This is a genomic window from Luteipulveratus mongoliensis, from assembly GCF_001190945.1.
Taxonomy (GTDB): Bacteria; Actinomycetota; Actinomycetes; order Actinomycetales; family Dermatophilaceae; genus Luteipulveratus; species Luteipulveratus mongoliensis.
This window is the reverse complement of record NZ_CP011112.1, coordinates 4,932,968-4,951,404: the sequence shown is the minus strand read 5'-3', so window position 1 is coordinate 4,951,404 and position 18,437 is coordinate 4,932,968. Positions and strand designations below refer to the sequence as shown.

Genomic DNA, 18,437 nt, shown 5'->3' with positions numbered 1-18,437 from the left:
GACGGTCGGTACGACGAACGCTCGCCAGACTAGGTGAGTGGAGCCCCTGGTGGCGCGGAGCGGGGGTAAGGCCGCGCCACCAGGGAGTTCAGGGGTGTTGGCACAGAGATCGGTCAGGTGACCGATGCGGTGCGTGCCGTCGTCACTTCGCGGTTTCGCAGAGGGCGGCGTCGACGACGTCCTCACGATTGGTCGCGGGAAGGGAGTTGAGGTAGGTGTTGGTGATGACCGACGCATGTCGGCCGTCGTCGGTAGCCATCGTCAACGAGCTGTAGCCGAAGAGGTCGCCGGCGTGGCCCCACGCATCCCCACCACAGGACAGCTTCAGGTGGATCAGGCCGAGCCCGTAGCCGTTGTAGATGCTCTTGCCGGCGTAGATCTTGCGCATGTCGGCGAGCCGCGCGGCGGAGACGACCTTGCCATCGGCCAGCGCCTGATCGAACGTCATCAGGTCATCGAGTGTCGAGATGAGGGCGCCGGCGCCTGAATAGAACGACGGCTCAATGAGATTCGAGTCATCGACCCAGATGAGGACCCGGTGGTAGCCGTGCACGGCCGGTGCGCCGATGCTCTTGTCGCCGGGGCTCGGGAATCGGGTGCCGGTGAGGCCGAGCGGCCGAATCAGGCGGTTCGTGATCGCCTCGCCAGCGGTCTGGCCGGTCACCTTCTCGATGACCATCGACGCGAGGATGAAGCCGGTATTGGAGTAGCCCCAACCCGTGCCAGGCGCGAAGAGCGGCTTCTGCGAGAGGGCGTTCCGGACCAACGTGGTGGGGCTGTACGTGCCGTCCAGGTTCGGCAGGGTCGTCAGGGCCGGACTCGGGATGCCGCTGGTGTGCTGAAGCAGCTGGCGGACGGTGATCTTGTTGCCGTCATAGTTCTTGGCCTGCACCAGGCCGGGCAGGTACGTCTCGATGGGGTCGTCCAGGTTGACCTTGCCCTCGTCGACCAGCTGCATCACGACAGCTGCGACGAACGTCTTGGTCTGGCTCGCCGCCCGGAAGTGCTCATTCGGCTGAATCGGCTTGTCGGCGCCGGTGACGCCAGTGCCCTTGGACAAGAACCAGCTATCGGTCGCACTGCCAGCGGCCACCGTCGTACCAGGGCCACCTGACTTGGCGTACTCATCAAGCTTGGCCCGGGTGACGGGATGGTCGTCGGCGGCCTCGGCCGTGGTGGTCGCAGCACTGACGCTCACGGCGAGGAGCGCCGCCGCCGCACCCACAAGGGCTCGGCGTGCGGCGATCGCCTTTGTGGCGGTCACTGCCCTGCCTCGCAGAGTGCAGCGTCGATGACGTGCTGACGGCTGGTCGCTGGAGCCGTGCTGACGTAGCGGTTGGTGACGATCGATGCATGGCGGCCGTCATCGGTGGCCATGGTGAGAGTGGTGTATCCGGTCACGTCACCCGCGTGCCCCCATGCCTCCCCACCACAGCTGAGCTTCAGCCGCATCAGTCCCAGGCCATAGCCGTCGTAGAAGGTGGGCTTGGCGTCGTACGTCGTGCGCATCTGGGCGAGACTCGCGGCCGAGACGACCTTGCCGTCGGCGAGCGCCTGGTCGAACTTCATGAGGTCATCAAGGGTTGATATCAACGCACCGGCACCCGAATATCCTGAAGGCTCAGAGGAATTCGAGACATCCTTCCAGTAGACGTAGAGCCAGTTGTAGCCGTGGACGGCAGGTGCACCGACCGTCTTGTCACCCGGCTTCGGGAAGCGAGTCCCGGTCAGGCCGAGCGGCTGGATGAGGCGCGACGTGATTGCGTCACCGACCGTCTGCCCGGTGATCTTCTCAATCACCATGGAAGCAAGGACGAGGCCGGTGTTGGAGTACTTCCAGTCGGTGCCCGGTGCGAACCACGGTGTCTGAGCCAGGGCGGCCCGCACGAGCTGCTCGTTCGTGTAGGTGCCGTCCGGGCCGGGCTTCGTGTTCGCGGGGTAGGTCGGAATGCCGCTGGTGTGCTGGAGCAGCTGGCGGACCGTGATCTTGTTGCCGTCGTAGCCGTTGCCCTGGACCAGACCAGGCAGGTACGACTCGATCGAGCTGTCCAAGTTGATCTTGCCTTCGTCGACGAGCTGCATGACGACAGCCACCGTGAAGGTTTTGGTCTGGCTGCCGGCCCGGAAGTGCTCGTTCGGCTGGATCGGCTTGTTCGCACCGGTGACGCCGGTGCCCTTCGTCAGGACCCAGCTGCCACTGGCGTTGCCTGCGGCGACCGTCGTCCCGGGGCCGCCCGCCTTGGCGTACGCGTCGAGCTTGGCCTGGGTGGCAGGGTGATCCTCGGCTGTCGTGGCGCTCGCGGGTGCGGTGGCGACCACGGCCAGTGCAACCACGGCAGCAGCACCTGCGGCGAGGTGACGGTTGCGGCCCCGGAGGCGAACGATCTCGCGACGGACAGTCATGGATTCTCCTGGTGGATGAAAGTGAGTCAAAGATTGACGGGCGCTGCAGGGGAACGTACGCAGTCCGACCTGCTGCGCGGCGGTTGCAATCCCAGGTGGCGCAAGTGCGCCATCTCGAAGGGGGTCGCTCGCTGAGACGGCTCAAGGCTCATCTGTGATTCGGGCCACATTCCTCGGTGTTATCGATAACATCTCGCTGCAACGGGCGGTCTCGGCTGGTTGCGACCCGCCCCGGATCTCAGCGCACCGACCCCGTGGACCGTCGCATCCGAGCGTGGCCCGAGAGCAGGAGGAGTACCCGTGTCAGCTCATGGACGGCTACTGGTCGCGGCAGTTGCTGCGACTCTCGCGACCGCCGCAGGCAGTGCGGCAGCATCAGCGCCGGCTCACGCCGCGGACGACGCCACCTACACCGTGACGGTCGACTCGAAGGGTTCGTGGACCGACCCCGACGACACCCCCGCTAACAGCTACATCGACAAGGACGGCACGTACTACTACCAGCAGGCGCACGCGCTCTACGGCGCGAACGACCAGCGACGGTGGACGTTCTACACCGGCACCAACTTCGACACCGCAAAGCGCTCGAGCGCCATCAGCGATGCCGTCAACCCTGCCAACAGTGACGACAAGAACAACGAGACGACCTGGCGTTGCAACAACAGCCCGACGGGCAAGGAAGCGACGAATCCGCCTGCAGGATCAGGCTATTCGCAGAAGAACTTCTGCGACCTGTCAAGCGTCTGGGTCGACCCGGACACCGGCAACGGGTACGGCCTGGTGCACAACGAGTTCACGCCGCAGCCGTTCGGCGACGGCCTGCACTACGACGCGATCGACTACGCCGTCTCCGCCGACCAGGGCAAGACCTGGACGATCAAGGACCACGTGATCACCTCGCCGTACAGCACGAAACGCGGTGACAATGCAGCGTTCCCGCAGAAGACCTACGACTACGGCGACGGTGACCAGCGGCTCTACGTGGACACCGCATCGGGCTACTTCTACGCGTTCTACGGCTCGCGCATCGTCGACAAGGGCGGCAGCTGGAAGGCGTTCTACTCCCACGTGGCCCGAGCCCCCATCTCCGGCAAGATGGCGCCTGGTTCGTGGAAGAAGTGGTACGACGGCGCCTGGGTCGAGCCCGGCACCGGCGGCAAGGAGAGCAACATGACGCCGGTCGCCTCAGCCGGCGACACCGGCTACACGCCCGCCGACAAGGAGTACAGCCCGGCGAGCACTGGCACGGTGACCGAGCAGGTCGCGGCGGGCAAGACCCCGCCGACGTCGCCGCTGTTCGTCATGGACATCACCTACAACGCCTACCTCGGTCTCTACATCGGCGAGCCCCAGGCTGTTGACCAGAGCGGCAACGCACCGCAGCAGATCTATGCCACGGACAACCTCGCCACGCAGAAGTGGAAGCTGATCGGAGACACCGGCAGCCACACGAACGCGTCGTGGTACCGCTGGTTCCTCGACTCCGCCAACAAGACGAGCTCGACGATCGTCGGCAAGAACTTCCGGTCGTACTGCTCGTTCGGCTGCTCCGGCGACTCGTCGAGCGAGTACGTCAACCTCACCATCGGCTCCTCCGCACCGGCGGCGCCGGTCGACCAGGCGAAGACGTACAAGATCGCGAACGGCGGAGGCCGGGCCCTAGCCCAGGTGTCCGGAAGCTCGGCGACCACGTCACTGGCCAGCACTGAGTCCGGCCAGAACTCGTGGAAGTTCACCTCGAACGGCGACGGGTCGTACCGCATCGCCAACACGGCGACCGGCAAGCTCCTCGGCGTCGACTCGTCGGCGGTCAAAGCACGGGCCTGGGGTGCGAAGCCCACGGTCACGGCGCTCGCAGGCAACGGACCGTCGGTCGGCCAGCAATGGTTCGTCATCCCGGGTACGTCCTCGACCAACGGATCCGGGACGGGCACGTACCGGCTCGTGAACCGCTACAGCGGACTCGTCCTGGGTCTCTCGGGTACGTCCGGCCGCCTCGCGGAGACGACTCCGGGACGTTCGTGGACGAGTACGGCTGGTGGCGTTGGTGATTCGCGCACGGCGGCGGAGCAGACGATCGCACTGACACCGGTCGGCGCCTCCGACTCGCTCGCCGGCACCCGCACTCTCGTCACGGGCGGCAAGGCGCTGGACAACCCCAACCACAGCACCACCGCAGGCACCCAGCTCATCACCTGGACTGCCAACAGCGGGGACAACCAGAAGTGGAAGTTCACGCAGCAGTCCGACGGCTCGTACACCGTGTCCAACATCGAGTCGGGGCTGTGCGCCGACGTCAACGGTGGCTCGACGGCGGCCGGAGCGAAGGTCATCCAGTGGACCTGCACAGGTGGCACCAACCAGCGGTGGAAGGCGACTCGTCAGTCGAACGGCTCCTACGCGGTCGCCTCGGTCAAGAGCGGTTTGCTGATGACGACCGCTTCGACGGCCAACGGAGCACTGGTGACGCAGCAGCCGGCGAACGGTTCGGCTCAGCAGCAGTGGACCATCGGCTGACCTGAGCGAGTCGTACGACAGCACATGGCTCGGCCCGCACGCGCGGGCCGAGTCATGTTGCGCGCGCCCATTTCTCGACCGCCGTGCGAGCCGAGTCGCCGAAGAGCGGCAGCCACCGGCGAAACAGCGCTGCGACATCGGCGCCGTGCGCGGCGGCGAGCTCTGGTGAATGCGTGAAGACGTCGATCTCGTTGGCCGCCGTCAGCTCGACGAACGCGCGTAGGTCGATGGCGTCCAACGGCGTCTTCCGGCCAGTTCGTCGGTCCACGAGCACGGGCGCGTCAGTGAGGAAGGTTGGATAGCTCTCCCGGCGGCTGCACGAGCCGTAGCGCGCGACGAGCTGCTCACTGCGCGCACCGACGACCGCGGTGAGGAGCTGCGGGTCGGCGCCCGGCATGGGATGCGGAAAGCCATCGGTGCCGTACGCGGCGTGGACGCGGGCCGCATCAACGACCCAGGCCGGGGCAGACCAGCGTTCGAGTGTGTCGCCGGTGCGATGAAGATGGGCGAGCAGAGTGCCGCCAGGGTGCGCGGTGTCTGCGGCGTGGGCGTCATCCAGAAACCTCTGGATCCGTCGACGGCGAACCTGCGCGTCCTGGAGATGCTCGATCAGGTGGCCGGCGAGCTCGACGGGAGCGTCGCGCGCGATGAGGTGGCCGCTCCGCTCGACCGTGGCCAGCCGCGCGTGTGGCACGAGCTCCACGAACCGCTCGACATCGGCGTCCGTGAGCGGCGAGGTGCCGCCGCCGCGTACGAGAAGGACCGGGAGGCGCAGCCCTCCAGTGATTGCACGCAGCGTCGCACTGCGATCCAGAATGTCCGGGACGAGGCGGCGTTGAGCGAGCGTGCCTGCAGTGTCCTGCAAGAACCGGCGAGTGCTGTCCGGCGGTGGGTCGGGCACGACGTCCACGAGGACCAAACCCGCGACGCGTGCCTCCAGGCCGGCGTCCTGCAGTGCAAGGATCGCTGCGAGTCCACCGAGTGAAGCGCCGACGAGAACTGGTGCGGCGTCAGCGGTTTCAACGATCCGGACGACGTCGGAGGCGTACGACGGAAGCTCATCGGCACCATGGCCGTCGCTGTCGCCATGGCCGCGTTGGTCGTACGCGATGCTGGCGAACCCAGCACCCTCCAGCGTCCGCGCGACGGGCTCCCACACGCGCCGGCGTTCGCCGCCGGCGTGCAGGAGTACGGCTGGAGGACCAGAGCCGGTGACGGTCCCGACGAGCGTGGCATCCGGCCCACGCAGCACGAGCTCGGTCATCGCTGATCGCGGACTGGCGAGAGCAGGCTGATGACTGACATGGGCAGCCGCCTTCCAGGGGGCCGTACCTTGGGCAATCAAGGTACGGCCATTACCTTGCCTGGTCAAGGTAGGTTGGAGCGATGAGCACCACCCGTGTCCGCCGGACTCCTCGGGAGGCCCAGGCCCTCATCCTTGAAGCCGCAGAACGGCTCCTCGTCGAGGGCGGCCCTCCGGCCGTTCAGGTCCGTGCTGTTGCGCAGCGCGTCGGGATGACCGACGCCGGCGTGACGCACCATTTCCGCAGTCGCGAGGGGCTGTTGATCGCCCTGCTGCGCCACGGCGGACGCCGCCTTCGCAAGGCCGTGGAAGGAGTCACCGGCACATGGGTCGATGAGCGCGCCTCGGTGGCCGAGCTCGTGGACGGCATTGCTGATGTCTATGAAGAGGGCTACGGCGAGCTCGCCATCGCGCTGCATGCGGCCGGTTGGCGTGATGAGGGCAGCGGGATGCTCGACCCAGTCGTCGAGGTGCTTCATCAGGCCCGCAACCGGACCGAGGGTCAGCAGCCACGGCGGGCTGAGACTCGTCTGGCGGTCGCGGCGCTGCACCAAGCGCTGGCTACCGAGCCGTCCTACGGATCGTCGTTCCGTCGCAGTGCAGGCATGAGCGAGGTCGCCGCTGACCGCAGCCGCCAGCAACGTCAGTGGTGGGTCAACACGCTGATCAAGACCCTGGACATCACCTGACAGCGGCGCTCATTCAGTCACCACGGCAGGAAGTCGGGGAGGTCGTCCGGCACGCGTCCCGGGAATCGCGGCGGCCGGCGCTCGAGGAAGGACGTGATGCCTTCGAGGGTGTCGGCACTGTCGCTGCAGCTGTCGATGAGTCGTGAGTCGAGGCCGAAGACCGCGTCCGGCGACTCCAGCGTGCTCATCCGGGCCAACGCCTTGCGGATGACTGCCGTCGACACGGGTGCTGTGGTGGTCGCGATCTCCTCCGCCAGCTCCAGCGCGCGGTCGAGGACGTCCTCTGCGGGCCGGAGCTCGGTGACCAGACCTGCGTTCAACGCCTCGGTCGCCGGGATGAGTCGTCCGCTGATCATCCAGTCGGACGCACGCCCGAGGCCGACCAGCCGAGGAAGGAACCACGTCGAGCCGCCTTCGGGATACAGCCCGCGCCGTGAGAAGACGAAGCCGAACCTGCTGTCCTGAGCGGCGATTCGGAAGTCGGCCGGCAAGATCATCGTCGAGCCGACGCCGACCGCCGCGCCAGTGACGGCTGCGATCACGGGCTTGTCGAACTCGTACAGCGGTCGCGTCACCCGGCTGGCCGGCTCCAGCCAGGGTTGATCGGCCTGCTTCTCGACGACCTTGAGGCGACCGCCGCTGAGATCGGCGCCGACGCAGAAGTCCGCGCCGGCTCCGGTGAGCACGACGACCCGGACATCGCCGTCGCCCGCCGCGGCGGCCAGGGCGACGACGATCTCGTCAGCCATCTGGGAGGTGTAAGCGTTGCGCGCGTCGGGACGGTTCAGGGTGATCAGGGCGGTGTGGTCGGTGACCTCGTAGGTGATCTGCTGCACTGCCTCAGCACAGCACAAGGCCCGGTCTGCGTGGTGCAGACCGGGCCTTGTCGTGTGGTCGGGGTGACAGGATTTGAACCTGCGACCTCTTCGTCCCGAACGAAGCGCGCTACCAAGCTGCGCCACACCCCGGTGCGCCCGCACAACCGTGCGGGCACGAGGACACACGATACCCGGTGCCCCTGCCTGTCAGGAAATCGGTTCTGTCTGTCGCGGTACGAGCGTCAGCAGACTCGCCTCAGGGCGGCACGCGAACCGTGCCGGGGCGTACTTGCTGTGGCCCAGCCCGGCCGACACATTGAGCCACGTCGCACCGGGCGGAGCCATCCCGTCAGGCTGTCCGACTGCCCCCGGCCACCACCGCGAGACCCCCCGCGCGCGCCGCTGATCGAGGTCGCAGTTGGTCACCAGCGCGCCGTAGAACGGCACCGCGAGCTGTCCGCCGTGCGTGTGCCCGGCGAGGATCAGCTGCGCGCCGTCGGCGGCCATCGCGTCGAGCACGCGGGTGTACGGCGCGTGCACGACTCCCAGGGTCAGTCCGGCTTGCGGGTCGGCGGGCGCCGCCACGTCGGCGTACCTGTCGTAGTCGAGGTGCGGATCGTCGACACCCGCGAGTTCGACTGGTACGCCTCGGATCTCGGTGTTCGTACGTCGGTTGTTGAGGTTGGTCCAGCCGCCCGACTCGAAGCCATCGACCAGCTCTCGGACCGGCAGCGTCGGCACGCCCAGCTCCTCGCCGCGGCGGTGCGAGTCGTTGAAGTAGCGCATCGGATTCTTGAGCTTCGGCGCGTAGTAGTCGTTGGACCCGAGCACGAAGCAGCCGGGCGTCTCCAGCAGCGGCTCGAACGCGCGCAGCACGGCAGGGATCGCGTCGAGGTCGGAGCAGTTGTCGCCGGTGTTGACGACGTAGTCCGGCTCCAGCCCGGCCAGCCCCTGCACCCACCGGATGCGGTGCTCCTGCCGTGGCACGAGGTGCAGATCGGACACGTGGAGGACCCGGAGCGGCTTGCTGCCGGGAGCCAGGACAGGCAGGGTGGCGCGGCGCACGGCGTACCAATGACGCTCGACCAGAGTCGCCCAGGCGAGGCACGAGACGCCGGCGCCGACGGTCAGTGCGGCAGCGCGGCGTACGACAGACATGCGGCCATCGTTGCACCGGTGCCTTTTCGATGGAGCAGCGACTGCGCCGGGTGCCAGACTGACGCCCATGACCGACCTGAAGTCCACCCTCCGCTCCAACCTCACTGACGCCATCCGCGCCCGCGACCAGCTGCGCTCCAACACGCTGCGCATGACCATCGCCGCCATCGGCAACGCGGAGGTCGCCGGCAAGGAGGCCAAGACGCTGACCGACGACGAGGTCCTCCAGGTCATCACCAAGGAGGCCAAGAAGCGTCGCGAGTCGGCGGAGGCGTACGACGGTGCCGGGCGTACGGAGCTTGCGGACACCGAGCGGGCCGAGCTGGAGATCCTCGAGACCTACCTGCCCAAGCAGCTCAGCGACGAGGAGATCGAGGCCATCGTGACGGACGCGGTCGCCGAGACCGGTGCGTCAGGGATGGGCCAGATGGGGCAGGTCATGAAGGTGGTGCAGCCCAAGATCGCGGGCCAGGCCGAGGGTGGCCGCGTCGCCGCCGCTGTGAAGCGTGCCCTGAGCGTCTGACCGACCAACGCGAAAGGCCCGAGAGCGCAACGCTCTCGGGCCTTTTCGTCTAGTGCTCGTCCGGTGGCGGCGGGACCGTGAAGGTCGGCGGCGGCTTGTGGCCACCTCCGCCGGGCTTGGTGGGCCAGGGGAACGGCGGGTTGACCGTCTTGGTGGGGTCGGGCTTGCGCGGCGGCTTCGGCGTTTCCTTCTTACCCGTCGGCGGAGGCACGGTGGCGCTGACCGGCGTGGTCGGCGGGGGCGCTGCCTCGCCCATGATGCTCGCCGGCGGCTGCGCGAACCGCGGCTCGGGCTGACCCGCGAGCGAGGCGTCCATGATCTTCTTCCACATGGGCGCGGCGAGCGTGCCACCGAAGACGTAGCTGTTGGTGCCACCGCCCGCGATGCCAGGCAGACGGATGTTCTTCATCGGCGCGAGGCCATTGGCCTTACCCCCGTTGGGGCCGTCATTCGCGCGACCGACCCACACGCCGGTCGTGAGCTGCGGCGTCGAACCGACGAACCACGTAGAGATGGCCTGGTTCATCGTGCCCGTCTTGCCGAAAGCATCGCGTCCGCCGGCCAGTCGCGACGGCGGGCCGGTCGCCGTTCCGCCCTTCATCTCCAACGGAGCGTGCAGCAGCTTGATGACGCCGGACGCGACCTCCTTGGAGATGACCTGCCTGCACGGTGTGGTCTTGAGCGGCAGGGCCTTGCCAGCGCCGTTCTTGATGGCCACGACCGGGCGCGGGGCGCAGTACTTACCGCCGGCGGCGACGGTGGCGTACGCGTTGGCGAGCATGAGAGGCGTGCTGTATGCGCCGAGGGTCACGGTCGACGGTGTGTGCTGCAGCGGCTTGCCGTTGGCTTTGGTGACCCCGAGCGTGGCGTAGTCATCGCCGACCTTGCAGGCGCCGAGCTGACTGACCAGCTTGGCGAACGCAGTGTTGATCGAGTACCCAGTGACATTGGTGAGTGTTCGAGGGCCGGCGTCGAAGGGTGCGTCATTGCGGACGTGCCAAACCTCTCCACGGCCCAGGCCGCACGCGCCCGGAAAGTCGGAGTGGGTGAAGGCGCGAGCCGGGTCACCCTCGCGAGACTCGTTGTACGCCGGCACCTCGACGTTGGAATTCACCTTGTGGCCTTGCTTCATCGCTTCGATCAGCGTGAAGATCTTGCCGGCCGATCCGACCGAGAAGCCGGCGTTCGCGTTGGTGGTCTTCTGGACCACGTAGTTGTAACCGGTTTTGCCCGCCGTGCGCGTGTTGCTGTAGTTGGTGTTCTGGCCCATGCTCACGACCAGGCCGGTGCCGGGCTGAATCTGCACCGCGGCCGTCTGGACGTCCTGCGCATTGCCGACCGGCACGCTCGACTTCAGCGTTCTGTCGATGATGGCCATCTTCTTCGGATCCATCGACGTCTGTACGGTCAGGCCGCCGGCCTGCAGCGACTGCGTACGTTCCTTGGCGGTCTTACCGAGTGCCGGCTGCTGGAGCAGCCAGTCCGTGACGTAGTAGCAGAAGTAGGCGTACTTCGAGGACGCGCAGCTCTGGTCGAAGTGGGTGACGTGCAGGTCATCCTTCAACGGCTTGGCGCGTGCCTGGGCGTGCTGCTCGGGCGTGATGTATTTCTGCTCGAGCATCCGGTCCAGCACGGTGTTGCGCCGAGCGGTCGAAGCCTCGGGGTTGTGGATCGGGTCCGTGGCACCCGGGCGCTGCACGGTGCCGGCGAGGGTCGCGGCCTGCGAGATGCTCAGCTTGGACGCCGATACGCCGAAGTAGTGCTTGGCCGCCGCCTCGACGCCGTACTGCTGGTCGCCGAAGTAGACGGTGTTGAGGTAGCCCTCGAGGATCTGCGGCTTGGTCATCTTCTGCTCGAGCGAGATGGCGTACTTCAGCTGCTGCAGCTTGCGCAGATAACCCTCGGTGCCAGAGCGAGACGTGGCCTCCTCGGCCGCTTTCTTGTCGTTCTTCTTCAGGGCCTGGCTCTGCTGGACGACCTTGACGTACTGCTGTGTCAGCGTCGAACCACCCTGGGTGCCGCTGCTCACGAAGTTGGAGACGACCGCGCGGGCCAGACCCTGGGGGTCGGCGCCACCGTGCTCGTAGAAACGCTTGTCCTCGATCGCCACCTGCGCCTGCTGCATGATCGGCGCGATCTTCTTCAGCGGCACCACGATGCGGTTCTCGTCGTACGGCGTGGCAATGACCGAGCCGTCGGAGGCCAGGATCCGCGACTGCTGATTCAGCGGGTTGAGCTGGAAGTCCTCAGGCAGGTCGTTGAACATCTTGATGCTGCTCTTGGTGGCCTGGCCCGTCGCGCCGACCGCTGGCAGCACCAGCCCGGCAGCGAGCAGACCCATGACCAGCGAGGTGGCGAGGAGTGCTCCGAGGAGGCTCAGCACGTTGGTCACGCGGGTCCCTTGTGGCATGGGCACCAGGGTAACCCGCGCTCGTCGTACCGCTCGCATGCCAGCAAAACAGCGGGCGTTGCGGGTGCTGACGTACGCCTGAGCCGGCTCTGAGATCGCCGTCCCCGGGCCCTCAGGAGGGTCCGGGCTAGGGTTCAACTGGTCGGACTAGTGCTAAATGACTAGTCGCAAATAGTCCTTACGGGGTCTGGCGGCCGAACGAGTGGTGTCCATAGCCTTTCCACACCCGTGGGGGCGGGTAAATCAAGAATTACTGGAAGGCCGCACCCTCATGACAGCGATTGCTCCTGAAGTTACTCTCTGGGACGACAACTGGGCCGCGAGGGCCGTATGTCGCACTGGATCGCCTGATGAGCTCTTTGCCAAGGGCGCCGCGCAGCAGACTGCCAAAATCGTCTGCCAGCGTTGTCCTGTCGTCGCCGAATGCCTGGCCGACGCACTGGATAACCGCACTGAGTACGGCGTGTGGGGCGGAATGACCGAGCGTGAGCGTCGTGCTCTGCTCCGTCGCCGCCCCGAGGTCCGTTCCTGGGCTTCCTTGTTCAAGACTGCACGCGCTGACGAGGCCACCACCGAGTAGCCGGAGCCGGTTAAAGACCGGCGAGGCTGTCACCAATCCTCCTGAGCTCATCGACGTCGTTGACGTCGTGAGCGCCTGCCGGCACCTGCACCTGGGCGATGTCCGGGTGCGATGCCGTGAATCGGCCGATCGCGGCCGCGTGCCGCACGGACTGCTCAGCCAGATCCGCGTGGACGCGAAGCAGCGCGGCCGAGTCTTCCGCTGACCATCCCGCGCGGTTCGGTGCGCCCTCCAGGCCCTCGGCGGCGGCGACGGCGCGCGCGGCGGACAGGGAGCCGACATACGTCATCTGCACCCGGTTGACCACGAGTCCAGCCAGGGGCATGCCCTCCTCGGCGAGCCGGTCGACGAAGTACGACGCCTCACGCAGTGCGTCGCGTTCAGGAGTTGCGACCACGAGGAATGACGTGCCGGGGTCCTGCAGCAGCGCGAAGGTGTCCTCCGCGCGCTCGCGGAATCCGCCGAACATCGTGTCGAGCGCGGCCACGAACGTCTGCACGTCCGACAGCATCTGTGCGCCCAGGATCTTGGTGATCGCGCCGCTCACGGCGCCCATCCCAACGGACACGACCTTGAGGTAGGCGCGGCCGCCGACCTTGGCCGGCGCCATCAGCAGCCGGATGAAACGACCGTCCAAGAACGAACCGAGCCGTTTCGGTGCGTCGAGGAAGTCCAGCGCGGACCGTGACGGTGGGGTGTCGACGACGATCAGGTCCCAGCGCGGTCGACCGTCGACCTCCTCGCTCATCAGCTGGCCCAGCCGCTCCATCGCCATGTACTCCTGCGTGCCCGCGAACGAGCTCGACACCGCTTGGTAGAACGGGTTCGCCAGGATCTGCTCGGCCTTGTCCGGAGCCGCGTGGTTGAGCACGACCTCATCGAAGGTCCGCTTCATGTCGAGCATCATCGCGTCGAGCGAGCCGCCGGCGGAGGTGTCGACGGTGGGCACAGGTTCGGGCTCGTTGCCCATCGCCTCGAGCCCGAGCGCCTGGGCGAGCCGCTTGGCCGGGTCGATCGTCAGCACGGCCACCGCACGACCCGCCTCGGCCGCGCGGACCGCGACCGCAGCAGCCGTCGTGGTCTTGCCGACGCCGCCAGACCCGCAGCACACGATGGTGCGCGTGGCCCGGTTGGCGATCAGGTCATCGACACTCAGCGCACCGGTATCGGCGGTCATCAGACCATCCCCTGCTGGATCAGTGAGCCGGCCAGCTCGCGCAGGCCGCCGGCGTCCAGGCCCTCATGCAGCAACGGCAGGTGGTACGTCGGCCGGTTGAGCCCGGTGAGCTCGTCGCGTTCTTGCACCTCCAGGTCGAGGCGGTCCGCGAGGTCGAGCCCGGTCTGGATCAAGCCATCGACCAGGACTGGACCGACGCGCAGCCCAGCCTCGGCGAGGTCCTTCTCGAGCGGTGTTGCATCGAGATCGGAGCGCAGGGCCTTGATCGCGGCGGGCGACAGGGCCGGCTCACGCTCCTGGTTGATGACGACTCCGCCGACCTGAAGGCCGATCCGGTCCAGCTCGGCGGCCGCGTCGATCGTCTCCTGCACCGGCATCTCCTCCAGCAGCGTGACGAGGTGGACGACGGTCTGGGACGACCGCAGCATCGCGGTGATGGAGTCGGCCTGCTGCCGGATCGGGCCTACCTTCGCCAGACCGGCCACCTCGTGGTTGACGTTCAAGAACCTGCCCACACGGCCGGTGGGCGGGGCATCGAGCACGACGGCGTCGTACAGCAAGGCCCCGTCCTTGCGGCGCCCACCCTCGCGACGGCGTACGGCCTCGTAGACCTTGCCGATCAGCAGGACGTCGCGCACGCCCGGCGCGATGGTGGTGGCGAAGTCGATGACGCCGAACTTCTCGAGCACGCCGCCCGCGCGGCCGAGCTTGTAGAACATCTGGAGGTACTCCAGCAGCGCGGCCTTGGCATCGATCGACAGACCGACGACCTCACCGCCGCGCAGTCCCCGGGCGACGCGGGTCTCCTTGATGTCGAGCTGCGGCACGTCGAAGGTCTGACTGATGCCCTGCCGGCCCTCGACCTCGGCGAGCAGCACGCGCTGACCTTCGGAGGCCAGGGCCATCGCCAGGGCCGCCGCGACGGTGGTCTTGCCGGTGCCGCCCTTGCCGGTCACGATGTGCAGCCGGGCACCCTGCCATGGAGGCGCGTCGGGTCGGGGAGCGGTCACGGACCGAGCCTAGACACCGCGGTCGCGTGATGCGCGTCTCACACCGGACCTGACGCTACTCGCGCGTAACCGAGGAGCGTGACACCTTGACAATCGGTGGAGATCGCCACGGTCAGGAGGCAAGCGGAATGAAGCAGGTCGAGCGTCTGAGCCCGGTTCGGGGTTCGGGTCGTGCGCATGTCGTCGTCGTCGGAGCCGGCATGGTCGGCCTGTCGACCGCCTGGTTCCTGCAGGAGCACGACGTCGATGTGACGGTCGTCGAGCGCAGCGGCGTCGCTGCTGGCAGCTCCTGGGGCAACGCGGGCTGGATCTCGCCCGGTCTGGCGGTGCCGCTGTCGGACCCGTCGATCATCAAGTACGGCGCGAAGGCCGTCCTCGATCCTCATTCACCGCTGTACGTTCCGCTGCGGCCCGATCGCCACCTCGCCCGGTTCATGCTCGGGTTCGCGCGCCGCTGTACGCCGGGTCAGTGGATGCGGACGATGCATTCGTACGTCCCGGTCAACCGCCGTGCCATCGGCGCCTTCGATGCGCTGGAATCCGGTGGTGTCAAAGCGATCTCGCACGATGCGCCGATCATGGCGGCCTTCCTCAAGGGTGAGGACGCCGCCGGGCTGGAGCACGAGATCAAGCTGATCCACGAGGCCGGGCTCGAGCTCGACACCGAGGACATCGACAACGCGACCCTGCGGGCCGAGCTGCCGATCGTGTCTGACCAGGTCGAGCGCGCCATCCGCATCAACGGCCAGCGCTACATCGATCCCGGTGCCTACGTCGAGGCGCTCGCCGACTCGGTCCGCGAGCGCGGCGGCACGGTCATCGTCGGCTCCAACGTGCACGCGCTGCGCCACGGTCCGCGCGGTGTGACTGTCGAGATGGTGTCGGGCGAGCCGGTGCACGGCGATGCCGTGGTCCTGGCCACGGGAGCCTGGCTGCCGACGCTCGCGGCGCGCTGCGGCGTACGGACCCAGCTTCGAGCCGGTCGCGGCTACTCCTTCTCGGTCGCGGTCAGCGACCGAGACGCGGGGCCGGTGCCCTGCCCGGTCTACTTCCCGTACGAGCGGGTGGCGTGTACGCCGTACGGCAACCGTTTGCGGGTCGGCGGCACGATGGAGTTCGCCGACACCGAGGCGCCGCTCAACCCGAGCCGGGTCGACGCCATCGTCCGGTCGGGGCGGCCGTTGCTGTCCGGTGTCGACTGGGACGACCGCGAAGACGTCTGGGTCGGGTCCCGCCCGGTCACGGTCGACGGTCTGCCGCTGGTCGGCGCGACCAACGTGCCGCGGGTCTACGTCAACGGCGGGCACGGCATGTGGGGCATCACGCTCGGCCCACTGACCGGTCAGCTGCTCGCGGAGCAGATGGTGAGCGGCGTCGTACCCGCCGAGCTCGAGCCGTTCGATCCGACCCGCTGAGTGGTTCCGGGGCGGGCCGTAGTCTCTGGCGTATGACTACGCCGTGGGAGTACGCCACCGTCCCGCTCATGATCCACGCGACCAAGCAGATCCTCGACCAGTGGGGCGAGGATGGCTGGGAGCTGGTCCAGGTCGTCGCCGGCCCTGACGGCAACGGCCTGGTGGCCTATCTGAAGCGTCCGAAGGAGAGCTGAATCGTGTCTGTCGTCGAGGACAACCTCGCCGCCCTGGGTCTTTCCGTGCCCGAAGTTGCCGCACCCGCTGGGTCTTACGTCCCCGCGCTGCGCAACGGCAATCTCATCTACACCTCCGGCCAGATCCCGACCGTGGCCGGCGAGCTGCAGGCCGTGGGCAAGGTCGGCGCCGAGGTGTCGGCCGAGGAGGCCGCTGCCTGCGCGCAGACCTGCGTGCTCAACGCGATCGCGGCCGTGAAGTCGGTTGTCGGTGACCTCGACAAGGTGACCCAGGTCGTCAAGGTGCTGGGCTTCGTGGCCTCCGACCCGTCGTTCGACGGGCAGCCCGGAGTGATCAACGGAGCGAGTGACCTGCTCGGAAAAGCGTTCGGAGACAAGGGCGCTCACGCGCGCTCGGCCGTCGGCGTCGCCGTACTGCCCAAGAACGTCCCGGTCGAGGTCGAGATCGTCGTCGCGGTCGAGGACTGATCCAACGATGAGTCAGCCCCCGACCGCACCGCGCGACTTCGCGATCGGGGGCCGACTCAGCGAGTCGGCCCTGGCCGGGCTCGAGGGTCGTACGACCGCCCCACCTGAGCCGCGCCTCGCCTCCACCGTCATGCTCGTGCGCGACGGATCCGACTGTCCTGTCGAGGTATTCATGCTTCGGCGGGTACCGACGATGGAGTTCGCGCCGTCCATGTGGGTCTTCCCCGGCGGCGGGGTCGATGCTCGGGACGCCACACCTGATCTGCCCTGGGCCGGTCCGTCGCCGTCCGCGTGGGCCGAGCGGCTCGGCACCGATGAGGTTGTGGCCCAAGAGCTCGTGATCGCAGCAGTACGAGAGGTTTTCGAGGAGTGCGGCGTCCTGCTCGCCGGCCCTGACGCATCGACCGTCGTCGGAGATGTGTCCGGAGAGCAGTGGCAGGCCGAGCGTGCCGCGCTGCTGTCCAAGGAGCAGTCCTTCGCCGAGCTGCTGGTCCGGCGGAGCCTGGTGCTGCGTTCGGACCTGCTGACGCTGCGAGACCACTGGCTCACGCCCGAGTTCGAGCCGAAGCGCTACGACACCTACTTCTTCGCCGCGCTCATGCCCGATGGCCAGGTCGCCGACGATGCGACAACCGAGGCGGACATCGCGGTGTGGGTGACGCCGAAAGTCCTTCTGGCGCAAGTCGATTCAGGCAAGGCGCGGATGTTCCCGCCAACCATTGTCAATGTCGAGCACGTGGCTGACGCGACGTCAGCGGCGGCGTACGTCGCGACGCGAGCGGCCGTCGTACGCGTCATGCCCGAGGCCGTCCGCAATGAGGCAGGCGAAGTCGTCCTGCGCGCCCACCTGGCCGACGCGCAGGGCTAGACGCCGTCAGCCGTTGGCGAGCGCGGTCAGGCGGGACAGGTCACCGTTGAAGTAGTCCTTGTCCAGCGGCGAGTCGGTGTACTGCCAGAACGTGTAGAAGCCCCATCCGCCGGGCAACGTGCCTGGTGAGGTGTTGTAGCGCGCCACCCAGAGTGGGTTGGTGGTGTTGAATGCCGCGCTGTTGCCGGTGCAGCTTGTCCACCAGTCCGTGGTCGTGTAGATCACGACGTCCCGGCTCGTGCGGGCCTTGTAGCGATCGGTGAACGCCTTGATCCAGCTGACCATGGCGCTCTGCGACAGCCCGTAGCAGGTCGCGCCGTACGGGTTGTACTCGATGTCGAGCACGCCCGGCAGCGTCTTGCCGTCCCTGGACCAGCCCCCGCCGTGCGCCAGGAAGTAGTCGGCCTGCGCTGCGCCGCCGCTGTCGTTGGGCGTCGCGAAGTGGTACGCGCCTCGCACCATGCCCACGTTGTAGGAGCCGTTGTACTGCTGGCTGAAGTAGGGGTTGACGTAGTAGTCACCCTCGGTGGCCTTGACGTAGGCGAACCGCATGCCCTGTCCCCACCAGGACGCCCAGTCGACGTTGCCCTGCCACTTGCTGACGTCGATACCGCCGACGGTGGCGGCGATGCTCTGGGGCGGTGTGCTCTTGGCGGCCGTGTCGTCCGTCGCCCAGCCCATCCAGGCGTCACCGGCTTTGGTGATCCCGTGTGCGCGAGCCCTGTCGTTGGGGCCGGGCTGTGGCGCGGCCTGCGCGGCGGTGGAGGCGGCCAGGCCGATGGTGGCGGCGGCACTGATGGCTACGACGATGGGTCGGGTCTTCATCGCGGTACTCCCTTGGTGCGGGGGGACAGTGTTTGCCACGGTAGGGACAGCGCTGTCAGCGAGGTACCGGCCGTTGGTC

The 18,437-nt window shown here is 67.6% G+C and carries 17 protein-coding genes and 1 tRNA gene; 8 read left to right on the top strand and 10 right to left on the bottom strand.

Going from position 1 to position 18,437, the window contains the following annotated elements; all coding sequences use genetic code 11:
- Positions 1–142: 142 nt before the first annotated feature.
- Both VV02_RS23620 and VV02_RS23615 read right to left on the bottom strand, forming a co-directional pair.
- On the bottom strand, positions 143–1,264 hold the full coding sequence (locus VV02_RS23620; RefSeq protein WP_218917460.1) for a serine hydrolase domain-containing protein: 1,122 nt from the start codon (positions 1,262–1,264) through the stop codon (positions 143–145).
- The gene (locus VV02_RS23615) at positions 1,261–2,403 is read right to left on the bottom strand and encodes a serine hydrolase domain-containing protein (protein WP_052595639.1); all 1,143 of its coding nucleotides are present in this window, start codon (positions 2,401–2,403) and stop codon (positions 1,261–1,263) included. Before VV02_RS23615 ends, VV02_RS23620 begins: the two co-directional genes overlap by 4 nt.
- Positions 2,404–2,703: 300 nt before the next feature.
- On the opposite strand from VV02_RS23615, the gene VV02_RS23610 reads away from it, so the two are divergent.
- Positions 2,704–4,920 (top strand): RICIN domain-containing protein, encoded by a 2,217-nt coding sequence (locus tag VV02_RS23610; protein WP_083450390.1) that lies wholly within the window; start codon positions 2,704–2,706, stop codon positions 4,918–4,920.
- A gap of 52 nt (positions 4,921–4,972) precedes the next feature.
- Here VV02_RS23610 and VV02_RS23605 read toward each other — a convergent pair whose 3' ends face one another.
- Complete coding sequence (locus VV02_RS23605; protein WP_052595636.1) at positions 4,973–6,184, bottom strand: alpha/beta fold hydrolase; 1,212 nt, start codon at positions 6,182–6,184, stop codon at positions 4,973–4,975.
- A 122-nt stretch (positions 6,185–6,306) separates the two neighbouring features.
- Between VV02_RS23605 and VV02_RS23600 the strand changes: the two genes are divergently transcribed.
- Positions 6,307–6,912 carry a TetR/AcrR family transcriptional regulator gene (locus VV02_RS23600; RefSeq protein ID WP_052595635.1) on the top strand — a complete coding sequence of 202 codons (606 nt, stop codon included), beginning with the start codon at positions 6,307–6,309 and terminating at the stop codon, positions 6,910–6,912.
- A 17-nt stretch (positions 6,913–6,929) separates the two neighbouring features.
- Here VV02_RS23600 and VV02_RS23595 read toward each other — a convergent pair whose 3' ends face one another.
- The 3 genes from VV02_RS23595 to VV02_RS23585 form a co-directional block, all read right to left on the bottom strand.
- A complete protein-coding gene (locus VV02_RS23595) occupies positions 6,930–7,748 on the bottom strand; it encodes an enoyl-CoA hydratase-related protein (RefSeq protein ID WP_169787745.1) in 819 nt (272 codons plus the stop codon).
- Positions 7,749–7,803: 55 nt separating this feature from the next.
- Positions 7,804–7,880 (bottom strand) — tRNA-Pro (locus tag VV02_RS23590).
- Positions 7,881–7,937: 57 nt separating this feature from the next.
- On the bottom strand, positions 7,938–8,888 hold the full coding sequence (locus tag VV02_RS23585; protein WP_052595630.1) for a metallophosphoesterase: 951 nt from the start codon (positions 8,886–8,888) through the stop codon (positions 7,938–7,940).
- 67 nt (positions 8,889–8,955) lie between these two features.
- Between VV02_RS23585 and VV02_RS23580 the strand changes: the two genes are divergently transcribed.
- Positions 8,956–9,411 carry a GatB/YqeY domain-containing protein gene (locus VV02_RS23580; protein WP_052595628.1) on the top strand — a complete coding sequence of 152 codons (456 nt, stop codon included), beginning with the start codon at positions 8,956–8,958 and terminating at the stop codon, positions 9,409–9,411.
- A gap of 49 nt (positions 9,412–9,460) precedes the next feature.
- On the opposite strand, the gene VV02_RS23575 is transcribed toward VV02_RS23580, so the two are convergent.
- The gene (locus VV02_RS23575; RefSeq protein ID WP_169787744.1) at positions 9,461–11,821 is read right to left on the bottom strand and encodes a transglycosylase domain-containing protein; all 2,361 of its coding nucleotides are present in this window, start codon (positions 11,819–11,821) and stop codon (positions 9,461–9,463) included.
- A gap of 271 nt (positions 11,822–12,092) precedes the next feature.
- Here VV02_RS23575 and VV02_RS23570 point away from each other — a divergent pair, with 271 nt between their 5' ends.
- Positions 12,093–12,401, top strand: a complete 309-nt coding sequence (locus VV02_RS23570) for a WhiB family transcriptional regulator (protein WP_052595624.1) — start codon at positions 12,093–12,095, stop codon at positions 12,399–12,401.
- 10 nt (positions 12,402–12,411) lie between these two features.
- On the opposite strand, the gene bagB is transcribed toward VV02_RS23570, so the two are convergent.
- Positions 12,412–13,578, bottom strand: coding sequence for an ArsA family ATPase (bagB, locus tag VV02_RS23565; protein WP_052595623.1), 1,167 nt, complete (start codon positions 13,576–13,578; stop codon positions 12,412–12,414).
- Complete coding sequence (bagA, locus tag VV02_RS23560; RefSeq protein WP_083450387.1) at positions 13,578–14,588, bottom strand: ATPase BagA; 1,011 nt, start codon at positions 14,586–14,588, stop codon at positions 13,578–13,580. Before bagA ends, bagB begins: the two co-directional genes overlap by 1 nt.
- Before the next feature lie 128 nt (positions 14,589–14,716).
- On the opposite strand from bagA, the gene VV02_RS23555 reads away from it, so the two are divergent.
- From VV02_RS23555 to VV02_RS23545, 4 genes are read left to right on the top strand one after another with little or no spacing between them, the layout of a single operon-like run.
- The gene (locus VV02_RS23555; RefSeq protein WP_052595621.1) at positions 14,717–16,003 is read left to right on the top strand and encodes an NAD(P)/FAD-dependent oxidoreductase; all 1,287 of its coding nucleotides are present in this window, start codon (positions 14,717–14,719) and stop codon (positions 16,001–16,003) included.
- A 32-nt stretch (positions 16,004–16,035) separates the two neighbouring features.
- Positions 16,036–16,197: a Sp36 family protein gene (gene sp36 / locus VV02_RS26550; protein ID WP_157063517.1), complete on the top strand. Its 162-nt coding sequence runs from the start codon at positions 16,036–16,038 to the stop codon at positions 16,195–16,197.
- A gap of 3 nt (positions 16,198–16,200) precedes the next feature.
- On the top strand, positions 16,201–16,665 hold the full coding sequence (locus VV02_RS23550) for a RidA family protein (protein WP_052595618.1): 465 nt from the start codon (positions 16,201–16,203) through the stop codon (positions 16,663–16,665).
- A gap of 7 nt (positions 16,666–16,672) precedes the next feature.
- Positions 16,673–17,533 (top strand): NUDIX hydrolase, encoded by an 861-nt coding sequence (locus VV02_RS23545; protein ID WP_052595616.1) that lies wholly within the window; start codon positions 16,673–16,675, stop codon positions 17,531–17,533.
- 6 nt (positions 17,534–17,539) lie between these two features.
- On the opposite strand, the gene VV02_RS23540 is transcribed toward VV02_RS23545, so the two are convergent.
- A complete protein-coding gene (locus VV02_RS23540; protein ID WP_052595614.1) occupies positions 17,540–18,358 on the bottom strand; it encodes a lysozyme in 819 nt (272 codons plus the stop codon).
- Positions 18,359–18,437: the final 79 nt, after the last annotated feature.